This window comes from Ruegeria arenilitoris, assembly GCF_013030985.1.
In the GTDB taxonomy this organism is placed as follows: domain Bacteria; phylum Pseudomonadota; class Alphaproteobacteria; order Rhodobacterales; family Rhodobacteraceae; genus Ruegeria; species Ruegeria arenilitoris_B.
Map to the genome: position 1 here is coordinate 182529 of NZ_WPYP01000006.1, position 20962 is coordinate 203490.

Annotated in this window: 24 protein-coding genes; 8 read left to right on the forward strand and 16 right to left on the reverse strand. The window is 62.0% G+C overall.

Annotation, left to right across the window (positions count from 1 at the left end; all coding sequences use genetic code 11):
* Positions 1-67: 67 nt before the first annotated feature.
* Positions 68-523, reverse strand: coding sequence for a redox-sensitive transcriptional activator SoxR (gene soxR / locus GOX88_RS13795; protein ID WP_170402803.1), 456 nt, complete (start codon positions 521-523; stop codon positions 68-70).
* 87 nt (positions 524-610) lie between these two features.
* Here soxR and GOX88_RS13800 point away from each other — a divergent pair, with 87 nt between their 5' ends.
* From GOX88_RS13800 to GOX88_RS13810, 3 genes are all read left to right on the forward strand, one after another.
* On the forward strand, positions 611-991 hold the full coding sequence (locus GOX88_RS13800) for a VOC family protein (RefSeq protein WP_170402806.1): 381 nt from the start codon (positions 611-613) through the stop codon (positions 989-991).
* 140 nt (positions 992-1131) lie between these two features.
* Positions 1132-1602 (forward strand): transcription elongation factor GreA, encoded by a 471-nt coding sequence (gene greA / locus GOX88_RS13805; protein ID WP_170402809.1) that lies wholly within the window; start codon positions 1132-1134, stop codon positions 1600-1602.
* 13 nt (positions 1603-1615) lie between these two features.
* Positions 1616-2608 carry a hypothetical protein gene (locus tag GOX88_RS13810; RefSeq protein WP_170402811.1) on the forward strand — a complete coding sequence of 331 codons (993 nt, stop codon included), beginning with the start codon at positions 1616-1618 and terminating at the stop codon, positions 2606-2608.
* On the opposite strand, the gene GOX88_RS13815 is transcribed toward GOX88_RS13810, so the two are convergent.
* The 6 genes from GOX88_RS13815 to GOX88_RS13840 are packed head-to-tail and all read right to left on the reverse strand — an operon-like array spanning position 2605 to position 6988.
* Positions 2605-3198 (reverse strand): GNAT family N-acetyltransferase, encoded by a 594-nt coding sequence (locus GOX88_RS13815; protein WP_367648075.1) that lies wholly within the window; start codon positions 3196-3198, stop codon positions 2605-2607. The genes GOX88_RS13810 and GOX88_RS13815 overlap by 4 nt on opposite strands.
* Positions 3195-4460 carry a molybdopterin-binding protein gene (locus GOX88_RS13820; RefSeq protein ID WP_170402814.1) on the reverse strand — a complete coding sequence of 422 codons (1266 nt, stop codon included), beginning with the start codon at positions 4458-4460 and terminating at the stop codon, positions 3195-3197. Before GOX88_RS13820 ends, GOX88_RS13815 begins: the two co-directional genes overlap by 4 nt.
* Positions 4457-4948 carry a molybdopterin-guanine dinucleotide biosynthesis protein B gene (gene mobB, locus GOX88_RS13825; RefSeq protein ID WP_170402817.1) on the reverse strand — a complete coding sequence of 164 codons (492 nt, stop codon included), beginning with the start codon at positions 4946-4948 and terminating at the stop codon, positions 4457-4459. Before mobB ends, GOX88_RS13820 begins: the two co-directional genes overlap by 4 nt.
* On the reverse strand, positions 4945-5589 hold the full coding sequence (mobA, locus tag GOX88_RS13830; protein WP_170402819.1) for a molybdenum cofactor guanylyltransferase MobA: 645 nt from the start codon (positions 5587-5589) through the stop codon (positions 4945-4947). The genes mobB and mobA overlap by 4 nt, the downstream gene beginning before the upstream one ends.
* Positions 5586-6053 (reverse strand): hypothetical protein, encoded by a 468-nt coding sequence (locus tag GOX88_RS13835; protein WP_170402822.1) that lies wholly within the window; start codon positions 6051-6053, stop codon positions 5586-5588. Before GOX88_RS13835 ends, mobA begins: the two co-directional genes overlap by 4 nt.
* Positions 6050-6988, reverse strand: a complete 939-nt coding sequence (locus GOX88_RS13840; RefSeq protein ID WP_254436229.1) for a formate dehydrogenase accessory sulfurtransferase FdhD — start codon at positions 6986-6988, stop codon at positions 6050-6052. The genes GOX88_RS13835 and GOX88_RS13840 overlap by 4 nt, the downstream gene beginning before the upstream one ends.
* Between GOX88_RS13840 and GOX88_RS13845 the strand changes: the two genes are divergently transcribed.
* Positions 6987-7703 (forward strand): AzlC family ABC transporter permease, encoded by a 717-nt coding sequence (locus tag GOX88_RS13845; protein WP_170402830.1) that lies wholly within the window; start codon positions 6987-6989, stop codon positions 7701-7703. The genes GOX88_RS13840 and GOX88_RS13845 overlap by 2 nt on opposite strands.
* Positions 7700-8032 (forward strand): AzlD domain-containing protein, encoded by a 333-nt coding sequence (locus GOX88_RS13850; protein ID WP_170402833.1) that lies wholly within the window; start codon positions 7700-7702, stop codon positions 8030-8032. Before GOX88_RS13845 ends, GOX88_RS13850 begins: the two co-directional genes overlap by 4 nt.
* On the opposite strand, the gene GOX88_RS13855 is transcribed toward GOX88_RS13850, so the two are convergent.
* The 7 genes from GOX88_RS13855 to GOX88_RS13885 form a co-directional block, all read right to left on the reverse strand.
* Positions 8021-8653 (reverse strand): hypothetical protein, encoded by a 633-nt coding sequence (locus GOX88_RS13855; protein WP_170402836.1) that lies wholly within the window; start codon positions 8651-8653, stop codon positions 8021-8023. The genes GOX88_RS13850 and GOX88_RS13855 overlap by 12 nt on opposite strands.
* Positions 8654-8684: 31 nt before the next feature.
* Positions 8685-8819 carry an aa3-type cytochrome c oxidase subunit IV gene (locus GOX88_RS13860; RefSeq protein WP_170402838.1) on the reverse strand — a complete coding sequence of 45 codons (135 nt, stop codon included), beginning with the start codon at positions 8817-8819 and terminating at the stop codon, positions 8685-8687.
* A 68-nt stretch (positions 8820-8887) separates the two neighbouring features.
* Positions 8888-9439 carry a hypothetical protein gene (locus GOX88_RS13865; RefSeq protein WP_170402841.1) on the reverse strand — a complete coding sequence of 184 codons (552 nt, stop codon included), beginning with the start codon at positions 9437-9439 and terminating at the stop codon, positions 8888-8890.
* Positions 9426-11264 carry a glycerophosphodiester phosphodiesterase family protein gene (locus tag GOX88_RS23760; protein WP_170402844.1) on the reverse strand — a complete coding sequence of 613 codons (1839 nt, stop codon included), beginning with the start codon at positions 11262-11264 and terminating at the stop codon, positions 9426-9428. Before GOX88_RS23760 ends, GOX88_RS13865 begins: the two co-directional genes overlap by 14 nt.
* 64 nt (positions 11265-11328) lie before the next feature.
* Positions 11329-11781: a DUF6173 family protein gene (locus GOX88_RS13875; RefSeq protein WP_170402847.1), complete on the reverse strand. Its 453-nt coding sequence runs from the start codon at positions 11779-11781 to the stop codon at positions 11329-11331.
* Positions 11782-11785: 4 nt separating this feature from the next.
* Positions 11786-12832: an MBL fold metallo-hydrolase gene (locus GOX88_RS13880; RefSeq protein WP_170402850.1), complete on the reverse strand. Its 1047-nt coding sequence runs from the start codon at positions 12830-12832 to the stop codon at positions 11786-11788.
* Positions 12832-14535: an acyl-CoA dehydrogenase gene (locus GOX88_RS13885; RefSeq protein ID WP_170402852.1), complete on the reverse strand. Its 1704-nt coding sequence runs from the start codon at positions 14533-14535 to the stop codon at positions 12832-12834. Before GOX88_RS13885 ends, GOX88_RS13880 begins: the two co-directional genes overlap by 1 nt.
* Positions 14536-14673: 138 nt before the next feature.
* Here GOX88_RS13885 and GOX88_RS13890 point away from each other — a divergent pair, with 138 nt between their 5' ends.
* Positions 14674-15624 (forward strand): L-threonylcarbamoyladenylate synthase, encoded by a 951-nt coding sequence (locus tag GOX88_RS13890; RefSeq protein ID WP_170402855.1) that lies wholly within the window; start codon positions 14674-14676, stop codon positions 15622-15624.
* On the opposite strand, the gene GOX88_RS13895 is transcribed toward GOX88_RS13890, so the two are convergent.
* Complete coding sequence (locus tag GOX88_RS13895; RefSeq protein ID WP_170402858.1) at positions 15625-16179, reverse strand: YqgE/AlgH family protein; 555 nt, start codon at positions 16177-16179, stop codon at positions 15625-15627.
* Positions 16180-16325: 146 nt separating this feature from the next.
* Between GOX88_RS13895 and GOX88_RS13900 the strand changes: the two genes are divergently transcribed.
* Together GOX88_RS13900 and GOX88_RS13905 are read left to right on the forward strand one after the other, a co-directional pair.
* Positions 16326-17138 carry a protein-disulfide reductase DsbD domain-containing protein gene (locus GOX88_RS13900; RefSeq protein WP_170402861.1) on the forward strand — a complete coding sequence of 271 codons (813 nt, stop codon included), beginning with the start codon at positions 16326-16328 and terminating at the stop codon, positions 17136-17138.
* A gap of 3 nt (positions 17139-17141) precedes the next feature.
* Entirely contained in the window at positions 17142-17561 is a 420-nt protein-coding gene (locus tag GOX88_RS13905) for an NUDIX hydrolase (RefSeq protein ID WP_170402864.1), read from the forward strand.
* Here the strand turns inward: GOX88_RS13905 and GOX88_RS13910 are convergent.
* Positions 17558-20959 carry an efflux RND transporter permease subunit gene (locus tag GOX88_RS13910; RefSeq protein WP_170402866.1) on the reverse strand — a complete coding sequence of 1134 codons (3402 nt, stop codon included), beginning with the start codon at positions 20957-20959 and terminating at the stop codon, positions 17558-17560. The two genes, GOX88_RS13905 and GOX88_RS13910, sit on opposite strands and share 4 nt — an antisense overlap.
* Positions 20960-20962: the final 3 nt, after the last annotated feature.

The following is a 20962-nucleotide window of genomic DNA, read 5'->3' on the forward strand; positions in this document are numbered from 1 at the left end:
GCTGATTACATGGTCTGAAAGACCTTGGTCAATCAAAACACGGCGTAACATTGCTGCAATGCGGCAGTTATGCCTCGGGAGCGTCCCCCATGAGGTATCTGGGACCGCTACCATGGGATTTCGCGCGGTCATCCGGGTTGTAAAGGGCGCATTTCGGCAGGCTTAGGCAACCGCATCCGATGCAGCCATCCAGATTGTCCCGCAACCGCGTCAGGGTATCGATTCGCTGGTCCAGATGGGACCGCAGCCCGATGCTGATCTTTTGCCAGTCTTTCGGCGTCGGCGTGCGGTTCCCCGGCAAACCCGACAGCACCTCGCGAATCTCGGGCAGGGTCAGGCCGAATTGCTGGGCAATCATGATGAAACTCAGCCGTCGGATATCGGCGCGCTGATAGCGCCGCTGCCCGCCCGCGTTGCGCCAGGGCGCGATCAGCCCCTGCGCCTCGTAGTACCGAATGGCGGAAACCGCCAACCCGGTGCGCTGCGCCAAGGCCCCAATCGCCAACCCTTCGGATACTGCCATATCGCCCTCTCAAAAATCCCTTGACCTAAAGTTAGGTTTAGAAATTACGGTGAGTCAGGACAAGCCTCAATTCGCAAAGGAGATCCCATGATGGCGACGCTTGAACATACCAACTTCACCGTCCGCGACCCGCAGGCCTCGGCCGCGTGGATGCATAAGGTGTTTGGCTGGAAAACCCGCTGGGAAGGCCCGGCCATCGCGGGCGGATACACGGTGCATGTGGGCAGCAAGCATACCTATCTGGCGCTCTATGCACCCAGTGATCCGAAACCGTCGGGCGAAAGCAGCTATGACATCGTTGGCGGCCTGAACCACGTGGGTGTGCTTGTCGAAGACATCGACGCCACCGAGCAGAAAGTGATCGACGCAGGCTTTACCCCCAAATCCCACGCCGATTACGAACCGGGCAAGCGGTTTTACTTCGACGACGACAATGGCATCGAATTCGAGGTGATTAGCTACGCCTAGGCTGTAATCCGCCCGGTGCATGACCATGCCCTCTTGCATTTCACACCCCATTTGGGTCAGGTATTTGCCAACCCATCAAATCGCCCCGACGCTGGTTCCATGCGGCGGGGCGCATCACTTTTTGCGTGGACGACAAGAGTATGGAAAAGATTCCAATGACGCCTGCGGGCAATGCCGCGCTCGAGGCAGAGCTGAAAAACCTGAAATCCGTTGAGCGCCCGGCGATCATCGAAGCCATCGCCACAGCGCGCGAACTGGGCGACCTGAAGGAAAACGCCGAATACCATTCGGCGCGCGAAAAGCAGGGCTTTATCGAAGGCCGCATCAAAGAGCTGGAAGGTATCCTGTCGCTGGCCGATGTGATCGACCCCGCCAAGCTGTCCGGTGCGATCAAATTCGGCGCCAGGGTCACGCTGGTCGATGAGGACACTGACGAGGAAAAGACTTGGAAGATCGTGGGTGAGTATGAGGCCAATATCGAAAACGGCCTGCTGAACATCAAATCCCCCATGGCCCGCGCCCTGATCGGCAAGGACGAAGGCGATAGTGTCGAGGTACGCACCCCTGGCGGCGTGCGGTCCTACGAAGTTCTGAACATCGAGTACGCCTGACCGGAGCGTTCCCATGTCCGAGCCCACGCCTGAGCAGGAAACCGAGCGACCGACCTCGCTGGGCATCTACGACAAGCCCTCGCGCCCGGCGGTGACCGAGATCGAGATCGCAGCCATTGTGCTAAGCCTGATCTGGCTGGTGGTGTCAGTGGTGTTTCTGGTGCTGCCCGGCCAGACGAAGGGCGGTGGGTTCGTTGTGACCCTGCTGGCGGTGTTCATGCCGGTGGCGATGATCTGGGTTGCCGCCACCGCGATGCGCGCCAGCCGCGTGATGCGCGAGGAAAGCGAACGCCTGCAGACCGCGATCGACGCGATCCGGCAGACTTATGTCATCCAGCAACAGCGTGCGGCCAGCACGTACGAACCGGCGGTCAGCAAGAAACTGGATGAAATCGCCGAGGCCGCAAAAAAGACCGAAAGTGCACTGGCAACGTTTTCGACCAAGCGAACCGAGGCACCGCGCGCAGCTGCGCCAACCGGCACAGGTGATCAGACAACGCTGGAACTGGGCACACAGGCCGAGGACATCGCACCGCCGCTTGGCACCGAAATCTTCATTCGCGCGTTGAACTTTCCTGAAACGCAGGATGATACCGAAGGGTTCAACGCCCTGCGTCTGGCGTTGAAAGACCGCAAGACCGCGCAACTGGTGCAAGCCTCGCAGGATGTGCTGACCCTGCTCAGCCAGGAAGGCATCTATATGGATGACCTGCGCCCCGACATGGCCCGACCCGAGGTCTGGCGGCAGTTCGCGCAAGGCGCGCGCGGGCGTTCGGTGGCCGCTCTGGGCGGCATCCGCGACCGGTCCTCGCTGGCGCTGACGGCTGCACGGATGAAACAGGACCCGATCTTTCGCGATGCCGCGCACCATTTCCTGCGCCGCTTTGATCACATGATCGTGGCCTTTGAACCCGAAGCCAGCGATGCCGACCTGACCGCCCTTGGCGAAACCCGCACGGCGCGGGCTTTCATGCTGCTGGGGCGTGTGGCCGGGACGTTCGACTAAGGTGCCGGGACGGCCCAGCTCATGCGCGTGGCGCTGCTGAATCCGAACAGATACCGAAACGGACCGGTCTTTTCCTTGCTGACGACCCTGAAGCCCTCGCGCTCATACAGGGCCTTTGCGCGGGGGTTTGTATCAATCACATCCAGCTGCACTTCAGCCATGCCCGATTTGCGGGCCTCATCCTTGATCGCGGACAGCAGCGCGGTTCCGACCCCCTGCCCGCGTGCTTCTGCGGCCACAAAGATACCATCCATCTGAGACACGCCGGGTTGCAGATCGCGCTCCAGAACGCTCAGCAACAGACCGCGCCATGTGGCGCCAAACCAGCCGTAGATCTTTGCCATATCGGACAGGCTGCCCTCGACCAGCCCACCATCCATGGTTTTGAAACCGGCCAGCCCCAGCATCTGGTTTGAACTGTCCCGCGCAACCAGGGCAAATTGCGGATTTATGGCATGTTCAATGAAAACAAGCCCCTTTTTGTCCGGCCCCATGACCTTGTGCAGCTTGGCTGCAAAAGCCTGCCAGAACAGGGCTGCGGCCTTTGGCCGTTCCGCCTCGGCGAAGCCCCGTTCGATCCTGACAGTCACAACCCAAAGCTTCCATAAGGGATGAACCGGACCATATCGCCCGGCTTGATGTGACGCGCGCCATCCTCGATCTCGACCAGTCCTTCGGCCCAGCTGAGCCCGCTGATCCGGCCCGATCCTTCCGAGGCGAACACCTCGGCCCGGCCATCACGGACACGGGCACGCAAATATTCGCGGCGGCCCGGTTTCTTGCGTTTCTCGAACGCGGCGGGCAGATCGAACCCTTGCGGGTCCTGCCAGCCTTCACCCGCCATCAGGCCCAGTGCGGGACGGGCAAAGATCAGCGTGCAGACCATGGCCGCCACCGGATTGCCCGGCAGGCCGAACACCGGCGTTCCGTCCCACATGCCCAACGCCAAGGGGCGACCAGGTTTCAGCGCGATCCGCCATTCCTGCATCGCACCTGCCTGCCGCAACAGGGCCGAGACGTGGTCCTCGTCCCCCGCCGACGCGCCGCCGCTGGTCAGGATCACATCCGCCTGCTCTGCCGCCCGGTTCAGGCTGTCGCGCAGGGCGTCACGGTCATCCGAAACGCGCCCCATATCCACGGGCTGAAACCCGATGCGCGCGATCAGCGACAGCAGCATCGGGCGGTTGGCGTCGAATATCTGGCCCGGACCGGCGGGCTCTCCGGGTTCGACCAATTCGTCCCCGGTCGACAATACAGCCACCCGCAGCGTTTCCCGGACCGAGACTTCGGCAAGACCCGTTGCAGACAGCAAGGCCAGATCAGCGGGCGTCAGCCTGCGCCCGGCGGGCAGAACCGGGTCACCCTCGGTCACGTCCTCACCGGCGCGACGTGTGTTGGCACCGCGTTTCAGGGGGCCGTGAAAGGCAATGTGGCCGTCCTGAACGGTGACATCTTCCTCAAGAATGACAGTATCCACCCCCGCAGGCAGGGCCGCGCCGGTCAGAACGCGCAGCGCATGGCCGTCGGGCACCGTGCCATCAAAGGGAATACCCGCCGCCGTCCGCCCCGGATGCAGGGGCATCACCTGCGGGCCCTCGGGTGCAGCTCCGGCAAAACCATAGCCATCCACCGCCGTATTCGGCAGCGGCGGGTTTGAGCGCTTGGCGATGACATCCTCGGCCAGAATGCGCCCGGTTGCCTGTTCCAACGGCAGGGTTTCGACACCCATCCTTACCGTCAATCGCTGGCGCAGCAGGGCCAGCGCGTCATCCACCGGCGTCCAGTTCACCCCGGCGGGCAACGCAAAACAATCATTGCGCAGAGGCGGCGGAGAGATGTTCGGTTTGGTCATAATCCGACCTCCTGCAGGATGAAATCCGCGATGGCTGCGGTGTCATCCAGATCAAATACTGGGCAATCCACGGCCTGCGGCTTATCGCTGGCCACGGCGCGGATGGTTGCGTTTTCGGGCGCCATCAAAGGGTTTTTCGCTTCGGCCCGAAAGGCTTCGACCTTGGGATGGGCTTCACGTTTGAACCCCTCGATCAACACCAGATCGACCGGCGACAAACGCGCCAGAAGATCATCCAGAGATGGCTCGGGCGCACCACGCAGTTCCTGCATGATGGCGATGCGCTGGCCCGAGGCCAGCAGCACCTCGGACGCCCCAGCGCTGCGATGGCGATAACTGTCGGTGCCGGGCTGGTCGACGTCAACGCTGTGATGGGCATGTTTGACTGTCGAAACCGTGAAACCGCGGCCGGTGATCTCGGTCACCAACCGCTCCATCAGTCCGGTTTTGCCCGCGTTTTTCCAACCGGTGACGCCGTAGACCCTCATGCCTGCTCCAACAGCTTTTCCGCCCGCGCCAGATCGTCGGGCGTGTTGACGTTAAAGAAAGGGTCAAACGGCTCGGCGTCGAACAGGGCCTCACGCCCGTCATGTTTGTCGGTCCACAACACGACCTTGCGCAGCCCATTGTTGAGCGCATCGCGCAGATCATCGCGCAGTGCCACGGGCCAGAGACCAAATGTCGGGTGCCGGTTGATGCGTTTGCCCCCGCCTGATTTCAGCGCCTCATCCCCGGTGCGCGGCGTGGTCGCCAGCACCAGCGGATGGGTTTGCCCCTCGGCGGCCTGCGTCAGGCGCGCCACCAGATCGCGCGGGAAAAACGGCGTGTCGGCAGCGGCGGTGACGATACTGTCGGCGCCCTGCTCTGCCGCCCAGTCGAGCCCTGCCAGAACACCCGCCAGAGGGCCTGCGAACCCTTCGATCGTATCGGGCAGAACGGGCAGGTTCAGATCAGCGAACCGTTCGGGATCACCATTGGCGTTCAGCGCCAGCCCATCCACCTGCGAGGTCAGCCGTTCGATTACATGGGACAGCAGGCTCTGCCCACCGATCTGCAACAGGCCCTTGTCGCCGCCACCCATTCGAGTGGCCAGACCGCCTGCGAGGATGATGCCAAGAGGTTTGGTCATGCATTCAAACCCTTCGGCAAAGGCCATTTTGGCGTCCGTAGAAAAAACGCTAAACCAATGAGGAGGAACAACGCAGGTAGCCAAACTGAAAAATGCGAGGCAGCCAGTGTTCCGGTAGAAATCGCAACTACTGTATTTAACCTGTACCGTCGCGCCGCAGATTTAACCGGCGCATTCAGATCATTCAATTTCGGCAAACCCCAAAAGAGAATACGCCTATGCACCAGCCGTCGGTTGGTTTTGTCATTTGTATTGCTCTGCGTGCCGATCAGTTCAGTCAATGAAACCCAACCGAGTTCATCCAGTTTTGCCCGTGGGTAGCCGGCCAGAGCCATGTCGATTGCCAGCTTATCTGCATGCTCGAATTTGATTGTATATATCGCAAGGACAACCAGCACTGAAGAAAACACCGTTTTTTCAAGACCACCGACGATAGAAATCAAGTCTCCGACTACATCAATCATCCTGCGCTCTTTCGTCTGTGTTTCTTGTCCTCGACCGCCACGGTCGACGGGTCCACGTCCCGCAACAGCCGGTTCTCACCAGAAAGACACACGAACCGCTGTCCGCGCATGCGGCCGATCAGGGTCAGGCCGACCTCGCGGGCGATCTCGACACCCCAGGCAGTGAAGCCAGAGCGGGACGCCAGCACCGGGATGCCCATCATCGCGGTCTTGATCACCATTTCCGATGTCAGGCGACCGGTGGTGTAGAGGATCTTGTCCTCAGCCGCCTCGCCCTCGGACAGCATCCAACCGGCGATCTTGTCGACCGCGTTGTGGCGGCCCACGTCCTCCATATAGACCAGGGGTCGGTTTTCGCGGCACAAGACCGTGCCGTGAATCGCGCCGGCCTCAAGATAGAGCGAAGGGGTGCGATTGATCTTGGCGGCCAGATCATACAGCCACGAGGTACGCACCTGAACCTGTGGCAGGCGCACGTCCTCCAACCCCTCCATCATATCGCCGAACACCGTGCCGACCGCGCAGCCGCTGGTGCGGGTCTTTTTCTTCAGCTTGTCCTCGTAGGACGTCTGTCGGGCGGTGCGGACGATGACGGTTTCCAGATCATCGTCGTAATCGACGCGGGTGATTTCATCATCAGCCAGCAGCATACCCTGATTGCGCAGGAACCCCAGCGCCAGATATTCCGGGTAATCGCCAATGGTCATCGCCGTCACGATTTCCTGCGCGTTGAGGAAAATCGTCAGCGGGCGTTCTTCGACCACCGAGATCCGGCTGACCTCGCCATTCTGATCCACGCCTTCAACCGCGCGGGTCAGGCGGGCCGCGCCCGGGTCGGGGGCGATGATGTAATCCGAAAGATCCAGTTCCGTGGCCAATTGCAACCCTTTCCCAAGACCGTTAGTGCTGCGGGCAACACCATAGGATTTAGCCATGGCAGACACCACATCCAAGTCGTACTATTGGAAGGGTTTTCGCGACGGGACCCCGTTCATTTTTGTCGCAGTCCCCTTCGGCACCCTGTTCGGCGTATTCGCGGCTGAGGCCGGGCTGGATATCATCCAGACCATGACGCTCACGTCCACCGTTTTTGCGGGGGCGGCGCAGTTCGCGGCGTTACAGCTGTTGCAGGACCAGACGCCTACGGCCATCATCCTGATTTCGGCGCTGGCAGTGAACCTGCGGATGGCGATGTACTCGGCCTCGCTGACACCGTTTCTGGGAGCCGCCCCGCTATGGCAGAGGGCCTGCGCGGCCTATCTGACGGTCGATCAGTCCTATGCCTGTTCAATCGTGCAGTTCGAGAAGGAGCCGAAGATGACCGTGCCCCAGCGCATGGCCTATTTCGTTGGCTCGGTCACTCCGATTACGCCGCTTTGGATTCTGGCCACCTATCTGGGTGCGGTGCTTGGGACGCGCATTCCCGAAAGCTGGGCGCTGGACTTCGCCTTGCCGATCACCTTTCTGGCCATGATCGGCCCGATGATGCGGACCCTGCCGCATGTCGCCGCCGCGCTGGTTGCCATTATCGTTTCACTGCTGACGGTGGGTATTCCGTACAATCTGGGCCTGTTGATCGCCGGTTGCGCCGGAATGGTCGCAGGCGCGCAGGCTGAACTGATCGCCGAGCGCAGAAAGGTCGGCGCATGACCCAACCTGATCCCGTTACGGTCTGGACCATCATTATCGGGCTCGCCGTTGGCAGCTATGCCCTGCGCTTTGTCTTCATTGGCCTGGTCGGAGACCGCCCGATGCCGCCCTGGTTGCTGCGGCATCTGCGTTATACCGCCGTGGCCATCCTGCCGGCGCTGATTGCGCCGCTGGTGGTCTGGCCCACCGCAACCGGAGGACAGCCGGACGCACCCCGAATGGCCGCGGCGGCGGTCGCTCTGGTTGTCGGGCTTATCACGAAAAACGTGCTGGCGGCCATATTTTCAGGGGCCGGAACGCTCTACGGGCTGCTGTATTTATTGGGGTAAAGCCGTTTCCTGCTGGTTCAGAACAGCGTTGTTCGTCGCCAGCCCCTTTTGCAGATCGGCGTCGTCGTTTTCACGGTATTCCGTGGTGACCACCCCCGGCAACTGGCCAAATTGCTCGGACAGTTTGACCGGATAGAAAGTGGTGCCGATCTGTTCAAAGCCGGGCACCTGCTGCAACAGCCGAGCGGTTGAGTTGGCGCAGTACGCCCCCGGCACCGGCCCCATCTGTTTGGCCAGTTGCAGGGCGATTTCGGCCTGCTGTGGGGAAACCTCAACCCTCTGGATGCGGGCATAGTGCGTTTCACGCGCATGACTGCTGCGGTAGGCGCGTTCCACATTCGGAGTGATACCGTAGAGCACGTCATCCTTGATCGGAACCACATCGGCCCGGAACGATCCCGCCGGGTCAAAAATCACCCGCTCGCTGCCGCTGATCATCAACGAAGTATGGGCACCCGAACCGGTCCGGGTGCTGATCATGGTATACAGCGTCAAGGTGGAAGGTCCCGGATCACGATAGGATCGGGCCACGATTTCGGATTGATCCGCCTGTGGTCGCTGCGAGCCGGTGCAGCCTGCCACTGTCACTGCCAGCAGGCAGGCAAGCAAAATCCTGATCACGGTGAGCCCCGTTTTGGATAAGAAAGTTGGATTAAGAGGCGAAGACCGCCAGGAACAGGCAGAGGAAGACGATAGCAACCACGCACCATGTGGTGGCCTTGATAAAGCCGTGGAAGGTTTTTTCCTGGACGGTTACGTCCATTTCGCCGTGCTTGTATTCAGCCATTGTTCACAGATTCCCAGTTCGCGTGTTTAAGATGTTGGATAATCGAAATTTCGGGGCCTGTCACCACGTCATTCGCGCGCAGGCAGGAACACCGAACAGCCAGGATACCCGAAACCCCATCGCCACGGCAGCCCGGAACAGGGGCCGCCGCCCAGCCGCACTGCTGCGTGCATCGCTTCGGCCGTGACGGAATGCGCCGTGCGAATCTGGTCGGGCGTCATGTCATACCGTTCGGCATAGGTGACGGCGTTGTCTTCTCCGTGCTGTTTAACGCAGGCCCGCAGCGCATCATCCGCAGACAGGCGCGCGTCATAGCTGTCCTCGGCCTGCACAGCCCCGCCTGCATTGTGATAGGCGCGGTCATGGGTCACGCAGCAATATTCCCACGGCGGGTGTTCCTCGTAAAGCGCGCGGAACTTAGGGAAAGTTTCGGCCACAAAGCGCCAACTGGCCGACAAGCCGCCGGAACAGCCATCGGTTTCGAACGGGATGGGATCAACATCCCCGCGCTGTGCGATCAGGGCTCGATGGGCGGGCAGCTCGATATTGCGCATGAAATCCTGTGCCGCCGCAGGGAACGCCACCAGCACGAGGGCCACGCCCAGGTTACGGACTCTCATCGCGCATCGCCTGTGTGTCGACGGACATGCCGAAGGTGGTCGCCAGCCACAGCAGCAGCCGCTCGGCCGGGCCCATTTCGGCGCGCAGCCGCAGCACCTCGTTGGCCATCGCGGGGCGGTCGGTGATCAGCCCGTCCACCCCCATCGAGGCCATGGCCGACATCTGCAGCGGGTCGTTCACCGTCCAGACATAGATATCCTTGCCCGCATCTTGGACCGAGCGCACCAGCCCCGGCGTCGCCATGGCGGCGTTAACGGCGATGAAATCACCCTCAAGCCCGGTCAGATCGCCGACGGCAGTGGCCGCAAGAACCCCGGCCCGCCACTCGGGGCGCAGTTTTTTAATCTTCTGCACCGCCGGGTATTTCAGCGACATGGTGGCGATGTCGTCCTGCATCTGCAGGTCTTCGACAATCGCCGCCACGCGGTTTTCCAGATCGACGTCATGGCCATAGTATTTCAGTTCGATGATGACCTTGGATTTGCCCTTGGCGGCCTCCAGCACCTCGCGCAGGGTGGGCGTGCGTTCGTCGGCATATTCGGGACCGAACCAGCTGCCGATATCGATTTGGGCGATATCCTCCATCGTGGCATCCCAGACCTTGAGGTTCACGCCCGCCAATTTCATGAAATCGCTGTCATGGGCGACGACCACTACACCATCCGCCGATTCCTGTACGTCAATCTCGACCCAATCGGCCCCGTCCTCGATTGCCTTCAATACCGAAGCCATGGTGTTTTCGGGCCGCAGGGCGGCAGCGCCGCGGTGGCCGATCACCTCGGCCCGGTCCGGGGCCTGTATGCGTTCCAACAAGTGCTGCCCGAACCACAGCCCGACCAGCACGGCCACTGCGGCTGCACCCAAAATGGCGAACAGCGGAATACGCAGGCTGCCGGGTTCGGGATGCGGCGGTTCCTCGGTCCTGATCTCGAAGAACCCGTCCAGCAGCACCGCCAGCCCGCCCAGCGCCGTAGCCGCCAGCACGAGGCCAGCCAAAGACCAGACACCGGCCACCAACAGGCTATAGATCAGCGCCAGGCGCAAATGGCTGGCCCCCTGCAACGGCACGATGGCAAACAGAAGCCCCGCCACCCACGCGATCAGGCCCGCGATGATCAGGCGCAGGATCAGCCAGATTGCCAATTCAATCTTTAGGCGCCCGCGTTTGCCTTCCATCCGGGTGGCGCTGACGTTGAAGGCATGGGCGGGGTGAACGGCTTCGAACAGGACCAGGTGCAGGCCCAGCGCCCAGGCTGACAAGCGACGGATCAGCACCCAGGCCATGACCAGACCCACGGCCCCGATCAAAACCACCGCAATCCAGAAGGACGGCGGATGGAAGGTCAGGTAGTAGTTGATGTCATATTCGGTCAGCGTCCACCACGCGATCACGGCCGCGACGACTGCAAAAGGCAGGATCAGAATCAGGACCCGCAGCACAAAGCGCACCGCAAAGCCGAACAGTGCAGGCAGTCGCGACAGGATCAGACCGATGGCGGAACTGCCCGCACGCCATGGGTCGGATTCGCCCATCCGAAGCGAACCGGCCATGACCGAGAACACAAACACCTCGGCCAGCAGAAACAGGCTGAGCACGGCAATCGCCGCAACAAAGCCCACCGGCGACAAGATGAAGGCAGCGATGGCCTGATCCGTCAGCGCGGTCTGGTTCGACAGCGACACAGCCAGATTGACGGTAATCGCCACGCCCGGCGCGATCAGGGCGACCAGCAGCAGGCGCACCGCGATATAGATCGGCACAAAGACGCGTCGACGCGCCCACGCCTTCTTGTACGCGCTTGTAACGGCTGAGAAATCGGACACGCGGCACCCCCTTGAACGGTGCATTCATTCAAGGCTGCGCAGACGTGAAATGCAAGTCAGGCGGTCAGCTTTCTTCCAGATCCTTTGCCAGCCGGAAACCGATGCGGTTGGCGGGCTTGTCCTCGACCGATTTGGGCAAGGCGCGCAACATCACGTTCAGCTGGCTGACATGCTGCACCAATTGTGTCCGCGCGCCGGTCGCGTCCGAGCCGTAGAAGGTGATGATATCGGGATCGAAATAGCCCATGCCCTCGATCCGCATCACCCCGGCATCACCGCCGGTAAAGCCCATGGCGACCTCCTGATCGCCGGTCAGAGTCTTTTCGAAATTCTGGATATAAAGGATCAGCCGTTCATAAGCCCATTGCGCCGGGCTTTTGGTCTGAACCGGTTTTTGCAGTGGTTCGGGCAGATTCTTGGCCGCGGACTCAGCGTCGGGGTTCGCGTGAAACTCGTAACATCTGGGCAATGCCGCCGCTTCTGCCGCCTCGGCCGATGTTTCGATCTGGTCCTGCATGGCTTTACCCTTTGTGCTGAAACTCCCACGCCCCGTCCGCGCGCCGCGTCCGGGTCACGGTTCCAATGTGGTAAAGATGGTTCAGATGTGCAACCGCCTCGACCAGCGCAAGCCCATATTCGCCCTCGCCAATCTGACGTTTGAACAAGGGGGTGAAACACTCGGCGGCGGTTTTCGGTGCATCCAGATAGTCTTGCAAGCGATCCAGCGCACCGTGGTGGTTGTCGATCAGTTGCCGCATCCGCAGCGGCAGGCCGGTAAAGGGCAGCTTGTGCCCACCCAGCGCCAGATGATCGGGCCGCGCCAGCCCCTGTAGCCGCTCGCAAGCCTCCAGCCATTCGGCCACCGGGTCAGCCAGCGGTTCGGTGACATAGACACCCAGATTGGGGCTGATCGAGCTTAGGATCTGATCGCCGGTGATCACCAGATTGTCATCGCGGCTCCAGAACGTGGCGTGCTCGGGGGCGTGGCCGTTGCCCATATGCACGTCCCAGTCGCGCCCGCCCATACGGATCACGCTGCCCTGTTTGATGCGGGTAAAGCCCAGCGGCATCGGATAGACCGTGTCGCAGAAGTTGAAGGGGCGTTCGGTCATACGTTTGGCAAGTACTTCGGGATGCATCCCGGCGCTGCGGTAATAGTCCAGCGTCTCTTGCGGCCAGGTTTCCTGCACATCCAGTTGCAGCATCCGAGAAAACAGCCAGGCGGTGCGGGTTGTGACCAGTTCGGCACCATGCTCGGACTGGAACCAGCCCGCATTGCCGACGTGATCGGGGTGGTGATGCGTGACCACCACGCGGGTCACCGGCTTGCCGCCCAGCGGCCCGGCCATCAGGGTTTCCCAAACCCGGCGCGTCTTGTTCGACGAAATACCGGTGTCGATCACCGTCCAGCCATCGCCATCATCCAGTGCGTAGATGTTGACGTGATCCAGCGCCATCGGCAGCGGCAGACGCATCCACAGCACACCCTCGGCGACCTCAATGGCCTCACCCGGTGCCGGGGGCTCGGGCCAGGGGTATCGGATCGCCAAAGGAGTGTCCCCGTCCATTATACCGCCAGTTCCTCGGCGCTGAGGTCATAAAGGTCCCCGGCCCCGTTCTGAGCCTGCGTTAGCAGACCGGCATATTCAGGCAGCAGCGCGTTGATGTAGTACCGCGCCAGTTTGAAGCGCGGACCATTGGGTTCAGCCAATGCGGCCTTGAGGTGGTAATGCGCGCCCAGAACCCGGGCGAAAGCGTGCAGATAGGGCACGGCCCCGGCAAAGCGGGTGTTCATGTCGGACTGCGCCACGATCCACTCGGTGGTTTCGCGCAGGCTTTCGGTGGCCTCCCAGACGGGACCTGCCAAATCAGGCATGGTGGCGCGGGCCTCTTCGGCGTGATCCTCGATCTCGTCCAACAGGCGCGAAGCTGCCTCACCGCCGTCCATCATCTTGCGCGCCACAAGGTCCATGGCCTGAATGCCGTTGGTGCCCTCATAGATCGCCGTGACGCGAACATCGCGATAATACTGGGCCGCACCGGTTTCTTCGATAAAGCCCATGCCGCCATGCACCTGAACACCGGTCTCGGACACCCGCATCCCGGTCTCGGTGCCGAAGGCCTTGCAGATCGGGGTCAGCAACGCGGCGCGCGCGCTCCACTCGGGATCACCAGTTGCATTGCCCATGTCGATCGCTGCCGCATTGGCCAGCATGATCGCCCGCGCGGCAAAGGTATCGGCGCGCATGCTCATCAGCATCCGGCGAACGTCCGCATGATCGATGATCGTGCCTGAGGGCGTCTTGCCCTGCCTGCGCTCCAGCGCATAGGCCAGCGCGTGCTGATATGCGCCTTCGGCAGCCCCCACACCCTGTCCGCCTACACCCAGACGGGCATTGTTCATCATGGTGAACATCGCGGCCATACCGCCATGTTCCTTGCCCACAAGCCAGCCCTTGGCGCCGTCATACTGCATCACGCAGGTTGGTGAGCCGTGCAGACCCATCTTGTGTTCGACCGAGACAACTTTCAGATCATTCGCCACGCCGGGATTGCCGCTTTCGTCGGGCAGATATTTGGGCACCAGGAACAGAGAAATCCCTTTGGTGCCCGGTACCCCGTCGGGCAGACGCGCCAGCACCAGATGGCAGACATTCTCGGTAAAGTCGTTGTCACCCCACGAGATGAAGATTTTCTGACCCGTAACCGAATAGGTGCCGTCGCCATTGGCCTCGGCCTTCGAGGACAAAGCGCCCACATCCGACCCGGCCTGTGCCTCGGTCAGGTTCATGGTTCCAGCCCATTCGCCCGACATCATCTTGGGCAGGTACAGCGCCTTCAACTCATCACTCGCATGGTGTTCCAGCGCCTCGATCTGGCCCTGGGTCATCAGCGGTGCCAGTTGCAGCGACAGGCAGGCGGCCGACATCATTTCGTTCACCGCTGTGGTCAGGGTCATCGGCAGGCCCATACCGCCATGCTCGGGATCACCGCTCATCCCGATCCAGCCGCCTTCGGCGATTGCCTTCCAGCCGTCGGCATACCCGGGCGAGGTCCGCAGCACACCGTTTTCCAGACGTGCGGGTTCCAGATCGCCGGGACGTTGCAGTGGGGCCATCACCTCTTCGCACATCTTGCCGGCCTCGGTCAGGATCGCACCGACGACATCCTCGCTGGCTTCCGAGAACTTCTCGGTCGCGGCAATCTGATCGAACCCGACCACGTGGCGGAAAAGCAGTTCATAGTCGGAAATAGGCGCGCGGTATGGCATGAGTTCCCTCGGGGCTAACTATATGGTTTTTCGCGGGTGGGGTTGGAAATTGCAATGCCCACCTTTATGCATCCTTGATCAATTCGATTACCTAGTCAGCCAAATGGTACAAGCAATCAAAACGCGGCGTCACCAGATATGATCCCTAACGGCACATTGGATTTGTCCGCCGATCCGGGCGGAATTGCACAGGCGGCAGACTTTCTGCGGCAGGGCCTGCTGGTCGCCTTCGCGACCGAGACCGTCTATGGGCTGGGCGGCGACGCCCGCAATGGTGAGGCCGTGGCCAGCATTTACGCAGCCAAGGGGCGGCCCAGCTTCAACCCTCTGATCGCGCATGTGGCCTCGGTCGGGGCGGCACAGCGGTATGTTGAATGGTCCGACCGGGCCGAGGCCCTAGCCGCCGCCTTCTGGCCCGGCCCGCTGACGATGGTTCTGCCGCTGCGCGACGAGCATGGGATTTCTCCGCTGGTCACGGCGGGGCTGGACACGCTGGCGGTGCGAGTACCCGCCCATGGCACCGCACGGTCGCTGCTGGCGGCGTTCGACGGGCCGGTCGCGGCCCCTTCGGCCAACCCTTCGGGCCAGATCAGCCCCACAACCGCCGACCATGTGCGCGCCGGACTGGACGGACGCATTGCGGCGATACTGGATGATGGTCCCTGCGGTGTCGGGCTGGAATCCACTATCGTCGGACTGGCCGGAGAGCCCTCTCTGCTGCGTCCGGGCGGTGTGGCGCTGGAACAGGTCGAAACCGTTCTGGGCACAGAGCTCCACATTCATCAGGCCGGAGACCTTTTGACCGCGCCCGGCCAGTTGCAATCGCACTATGCCCCGGACGCGCCGGTGCGGCTGAATGCAGAGAACCGGCAAGGGGATGAGGTGTTGCTGGGCTTTGGCCCTGTCGATTGCGATCTGAACCTGTCGGAAAAGGGGAACCTGACCGAAGCCGCGGCCAATCTGTTCTCGGCCCTTCATACGCTGAATGCCACAGGACGTCCGATCGCGGTATCACCGATCCCGGATCAGGGTCTGGGTGCCGCCATCAACGACCGCCTGCGCCGGGCGGCAGCACCGCGCGACAGCTGATCAGGCGCGCCCGGCGCTGGCCGACAGGGTCAACGGGTCAACCCCCAGCGTCGCCAGCGCGGCCTCCCATTTCTCATCATCGGGCACATCGAATACCAGCTTCGAGTTCGCCTCGGTGGTCAGCCAGCCGTTCATGGCGATCTCATCCTCCAACTGGCCGGGACCCCAGCCGGAATAGCCCAGCGCCAGTGTCGAATTCAAAGGACCGCGCCCCGAGGCCAAATCCTCGAGCACATCCAGCGTCGCGGTCATGCTGAAATCGTCCGATATCTGCATCGAATGCAGATTGGCCTCGTAATCCGAGCTGTGCAGGACAAAACCGCGCGACATCTCGACCGGGCCGCCGAAATGCACCAGACGCTCGCCCACAATCGGGATGCGGCAGGCGATATTCAGTTGCTCCAGCAGAGTTTTGATCCGCAAGTCCGAGGGTTTGTTGATGATCAGGCCCATCGCCCCATCATCCCCATGGCTGCACATGTAAACCACCGAATGATCGAAGCGCGGATCACCCATGCCAGGCATCGCAATCAACAGTTTTCCGGTCAGGTCCATGGATTTACATCTCTTGCTTCGTCCCCTTTCAACAATGGCCCCGGTGCATGGGGATTGGCAAGGGAAGAGGCCACATTTCGCCAGATTTCATCCGGGTGACCGGAACGTGACTTGGAATCCCGGCCCAGACCACGCATTTATGGGGTATGAAGCGTTTTCTGAAGCCAACCGCGGCCGCCCTGACCGCCTGTTTCGCCCTGACCTCCCCTGCGCAGGCGCAGGATGTGGACGGGGTTGTGCAACTGGACGTGCTGGATGGCGGGCGCACCGCCAACGGCACTTATCTTGGCGCGTTGCGGCTGACACTGAAGGACGGCTGGAAAACCTATTGGCGCGCACCCGGCGATGCCGGTATCCCGCCGCAGTTTGACTGGCGCGGCTCGCGAAATGTAGGCGATGTGGCGATCACCTGGCCCGCGCCCGAGGTGTTCGTGCAGAACGGCCTGCAATCCATCGGGTATGCCAATCAACTGGTGTTGCCGGTCGAAATCACACCCAAGGACTCCACCAAACCCGTGCGGCTGCGCGGTGATATGGATCTGGGCGTCTGCAAGGATGTCTGCATCCCCGAGCGGCTGGATTTCGATCATACGCTGAACGCCGACGCCGACCGAAACCCTGCTATCGCTGCGGCTCTGGCCCAGCGCCCCTATTCCGCGAAAGAGGCGCGTGTGACCGCCGCCAGCTGCCAGCTGACTCCAACCTCGGACGGAATGCAGATCGAAGCGCGCGTGAAAATGCCCTCGGCCGGAGGGCGCGAGGTTGCCGTGATCGAACCGGGCAACCCGGCGCTTTGGGCCTCGCAGCCGGAAACCACGCGGCAGGGCGATACGCTGGTCGCCACATCCGAGGTGATCAGCGCCTCGGGCGGACCTTTCGCGCTGGACCGGTCCGAGATCAGGATCACGGTGCTGGGCGCGAACCACGCGGTCGATATTCGGGGCTGCAGCGCGGGCTGATCGATGCAGAAAACCCCGAAGATCGGCACGCTGGCCGTTGTCTTGCATGACGCAAACGTGCTGTTGGTACAGCGCAGCAAACAACCTGACGCGGGACTTTGGGGTTTCCCTGGCGGCCACGTCGAATGGGGTGAAACCGTCATGCAGGCGGCACAACGGGAACTGTACGAAGAAACCTCGGTCATCGCCGAACCGCTGCACTATCTCGACAATCTGGACCTGCTGCGCCACGACGCGCAAGGCGCTGTGCAGTCGCATTACCTGCTGGTCGGGGTCGCCTGTCAGTATCGCTCAGGTACACCGTTTGCCGGGGATGACGCGCTGGACGCCCGCTGGTTTCCGATCGATCAGATCCGCCGTGGCGATCTGCCCATGAGCGACCGCGTCACCGACCTGTTGGATACCGCCCTGCGTCGGGCTTAAACCGCCCGCCCTCTGAGGCGTACGTAAAGCAAGCCGGATAGCACGACACTCAGAATTAGGATCGGTACGGCACCGACGAGGAAGGCCCCCAGCCCCATTTGCAGGACCGCAACGCCTCCTTCACCCGGATAGAGACCCGACAACAGGCCAATCGGCGCACCCGAAATCGCGGGCCAGACCATCGTCAGGCCGAACCAGACCAGCAGCGCCAGCCCAGTGGCAGAAACCGCACCCTGCACCACCCGATCCGGTGCCCGCAGCGCCCGGCGCATCGCGGTCATCGGGCGCGCCAGGTCGTTGAGAATGGCCAGCAACGCAGGCACCAGAAGCAACACCAGCAGCATCCCGAAACCCAACCCATAGACCAGCGTGATCACCGAGGGCTTGAGGAACTGCGCCTGTTGCGAGCCCTCATAGAGCAGCGGTGTCAGCCCCAGAACCGTTGTCAGCGTCGTCAGCATGACAGGCCTGAGCCGATCCGCCGTGCCCTCGACAATCGACGGCAGCAACCCGCGCTCTTGCTGATAAGCGTCGATGGTCGTCACCAAAACAATCGAATCGTTGATTATGATCCCGGTCATCCCCAACAGGCCGATCACGGTGAACATACTCAAAGGTATTTCCCAGATGTAATGGCCCCAGATTGCGCCCACCAACCCGAACGGGATAATCGCCATCACCACCACAGGCCGGGTCCAGCTGGCAAACACCCAGGCAAGAACCAGATAAATCCCGGTCAGGCACAGGATCAGCCCGGTGCGCGCTTCGGTCAGGAACTCGTCCTCTTGCTCGCTCAGGCCCGCCATCTGCCATTCGACCTGCCGTTCGGCTGCGATATTGGGCAGAATCTCTTCGCTCAGGGCGCGGGCGATATCCTCTGCGCGGGCTGGGTCATCCTCGGAAATATCGCCGATCACCGAAAGCACCCGCAGGCCGTTTTCGCGGCGAACAGACGCAAAGCCCGATTTACGCTCGACCGAAACGATATCCGCCAGCGGCACATAGACCCCCTCTGGCGTGCGCATCAGGGTGCGTTCCAGGAAATCGGCGGTCAGCTCACCCTCGGGCAGTTCTACGCGGATCTCGGCGCTGCGCGGGCCGTCAGGGAAGGTGGCAGCCTCGATCCCGTTCAGCCGGTCGCGCAGCACGCGGCCCAGCGTTTCGATGCGGAAGCCCAGCGACTGTCCCTTGGCCGTCAGGTCCAGGATGAAGTCTTCCTTGTCATAGGCCAGATTGTCCTCAAGCGCCGACACCTCGGGGTATTTTGACAGCTCGGCCTGCAAATCCTCGGACGCCGCCTTGAGCGTGTTCACGTCGGCGCCATAGAACTGCACGTCGATCGCATCGCCGCCGGGTCCCGAGCGCCAGCCGCGGAAGGTCAGCAGCTCGACCTTGGGGTGGCGCGGGACAAAGTCCTGAAGCTCGCCCACGAACTCAAAGCTGGAATAGGGGCGCAGGTCCGAGTCGATCAGTTCGATCGAAACCCCGCCCAGCAGGTCCTTGTCCTTGCCATCGGCGGCACTCAGGTTGAACCACCCGGCATTGCCGCCGACCTCGGCCAGAATATAATCGATGGGATTGCGCCCGTGACGCTCTTCGTAAATCCGGCCCAGCTCTTCGGCGGCGCGCTGCATCTGGTGCATCATTTCCAGCGTGTCTTCGCGGGTGGCGCCTTCGACCATGATGAAATTGCCGGTGACCGAGCCGCGTTCGGGCGCATTGAAGAACCGCCAGTTCACGTCGCCCCTAATGAACAGGGCGATCTGGCTGGCCAAAATCACCACCATCACCGCCACAACCACATAGCGCGCCCAAACGACCCAGGCGATCAACGAGCGGAACAGGTGATCCCGCACCCAGCGGAACCCGCGATTGACCACGCGATTGGGCCAGTCATACCAGTGCTCCTTGGCCGAATGCGTAATCGCATGGGCCATGTGGTTGGGCAGGATCAGGAAACATTCGATCAGCGAGGCCAGCAGCACCGCGATCACGGTAAAGGGAATGTCGCCAATCAGCTCTCCGAACCGGCCACCGATGGCCGTGAGACCAAAAAAGGCGATCACGGTGGTCAGGGTGGCGGCAAAAACCGGCATCGCCATACGCCGCGCCGCGCGTTCGGCGGCCACGACCGGGGCCTCACCCAGCCGTCGCGCGCGGAAATCGGCGTGTTCGCCGACAACGATGGCGTCATCCACCACAATGCCCAGCGTGATGATCAGACCGAACAGCGAGATCATGTTGATCGACAGCCCGCCGATATACATGAAGGCTATCGCCGCGGACATCGCCACCGGAATGCCCGCCGCCACCCAGAAGGCAATGCGCGCGTTCAGGAACAGAAACAGAAGGCAGACCACCAGGCCCAAACCCACCAGCCCGTTATCGACCAGAATATCCAGACGCTCGGTGATGGCCTGTGCACGGGTGCGGATCAGCTCGATGGTCACGCCTTCGGGCAGGCTGGCCTGAAGCTCGGTCACCACGTCCTCGACCGTGTGCTGAATCTTGATGGCATCCCCAAGATTGGACCGGTCCACGCGCACGGACATGGCCGGGTTTTCGCCAACAAAATAGCTGCGGTTGCGGGTGACCCCTTCGACCCGGATTTCCGCCACATCACCCACAAAAAGCTTGGAGCCATCAGCGAAGTTACGCAGCGCGATACCTTCGATCTCTTCGGGGGTGCGCTTTTCCGTGCCTGTTCGGATGCGGGCATTGGCGCCGGTGACATCACCTGCCGGGTTGGCCATCGCCTCGGCCGCGATGGCCTGCGCGATTTCCGACAGGGTGACGTCATTGGCGATCAGCTGCGCCGTTGGCACCTCGACCACCACGCGGGGTGCGGCAATGCCGCGGATGGTTGTGCGGGTCACGCCGACCGCAAACAGACGGTTGATCAATTCGTCGGTGAATTTCGCCAACTGGTCCGGATCGACCGGGCCGGTCACCACCACATCCGTTACCCGATCCCGCCACGCCCCGCGCTTGATCGAGGGTTCCTCGGCATCGTCGGGCAGGTTGGTCACCCCATCGACGGCGGTCCGAACCTCGTCCACGGCGCGCGACATGTCCCAGTTGGGCTCGAACTCCAGCCGGATATTGGCCCGCCCCTCGCGCGAGGTCGAGGTCGTGCCAGCCACCCCTTCGACCGCCAGCAGGGCCGGTTCAAGCAGCTGAACAATGCCGTTATCGACATCCTCGGGGCCGGCGCCTTCCCATTTGATGTCCACGTCCACGCGTTCAAGAATCACATCCGGAAAGAACTGCGCCCGCATCGCCGGGATCGCCGCCGCGCCCAGTACCAGCATCACCAGCAACAGCAGGTTGGCGACCGTCCTGTGCCGGGTGAAATAGCTGAGGATACCGCCCGCCGCGCCGGGGATCTCGCGCATCATGGC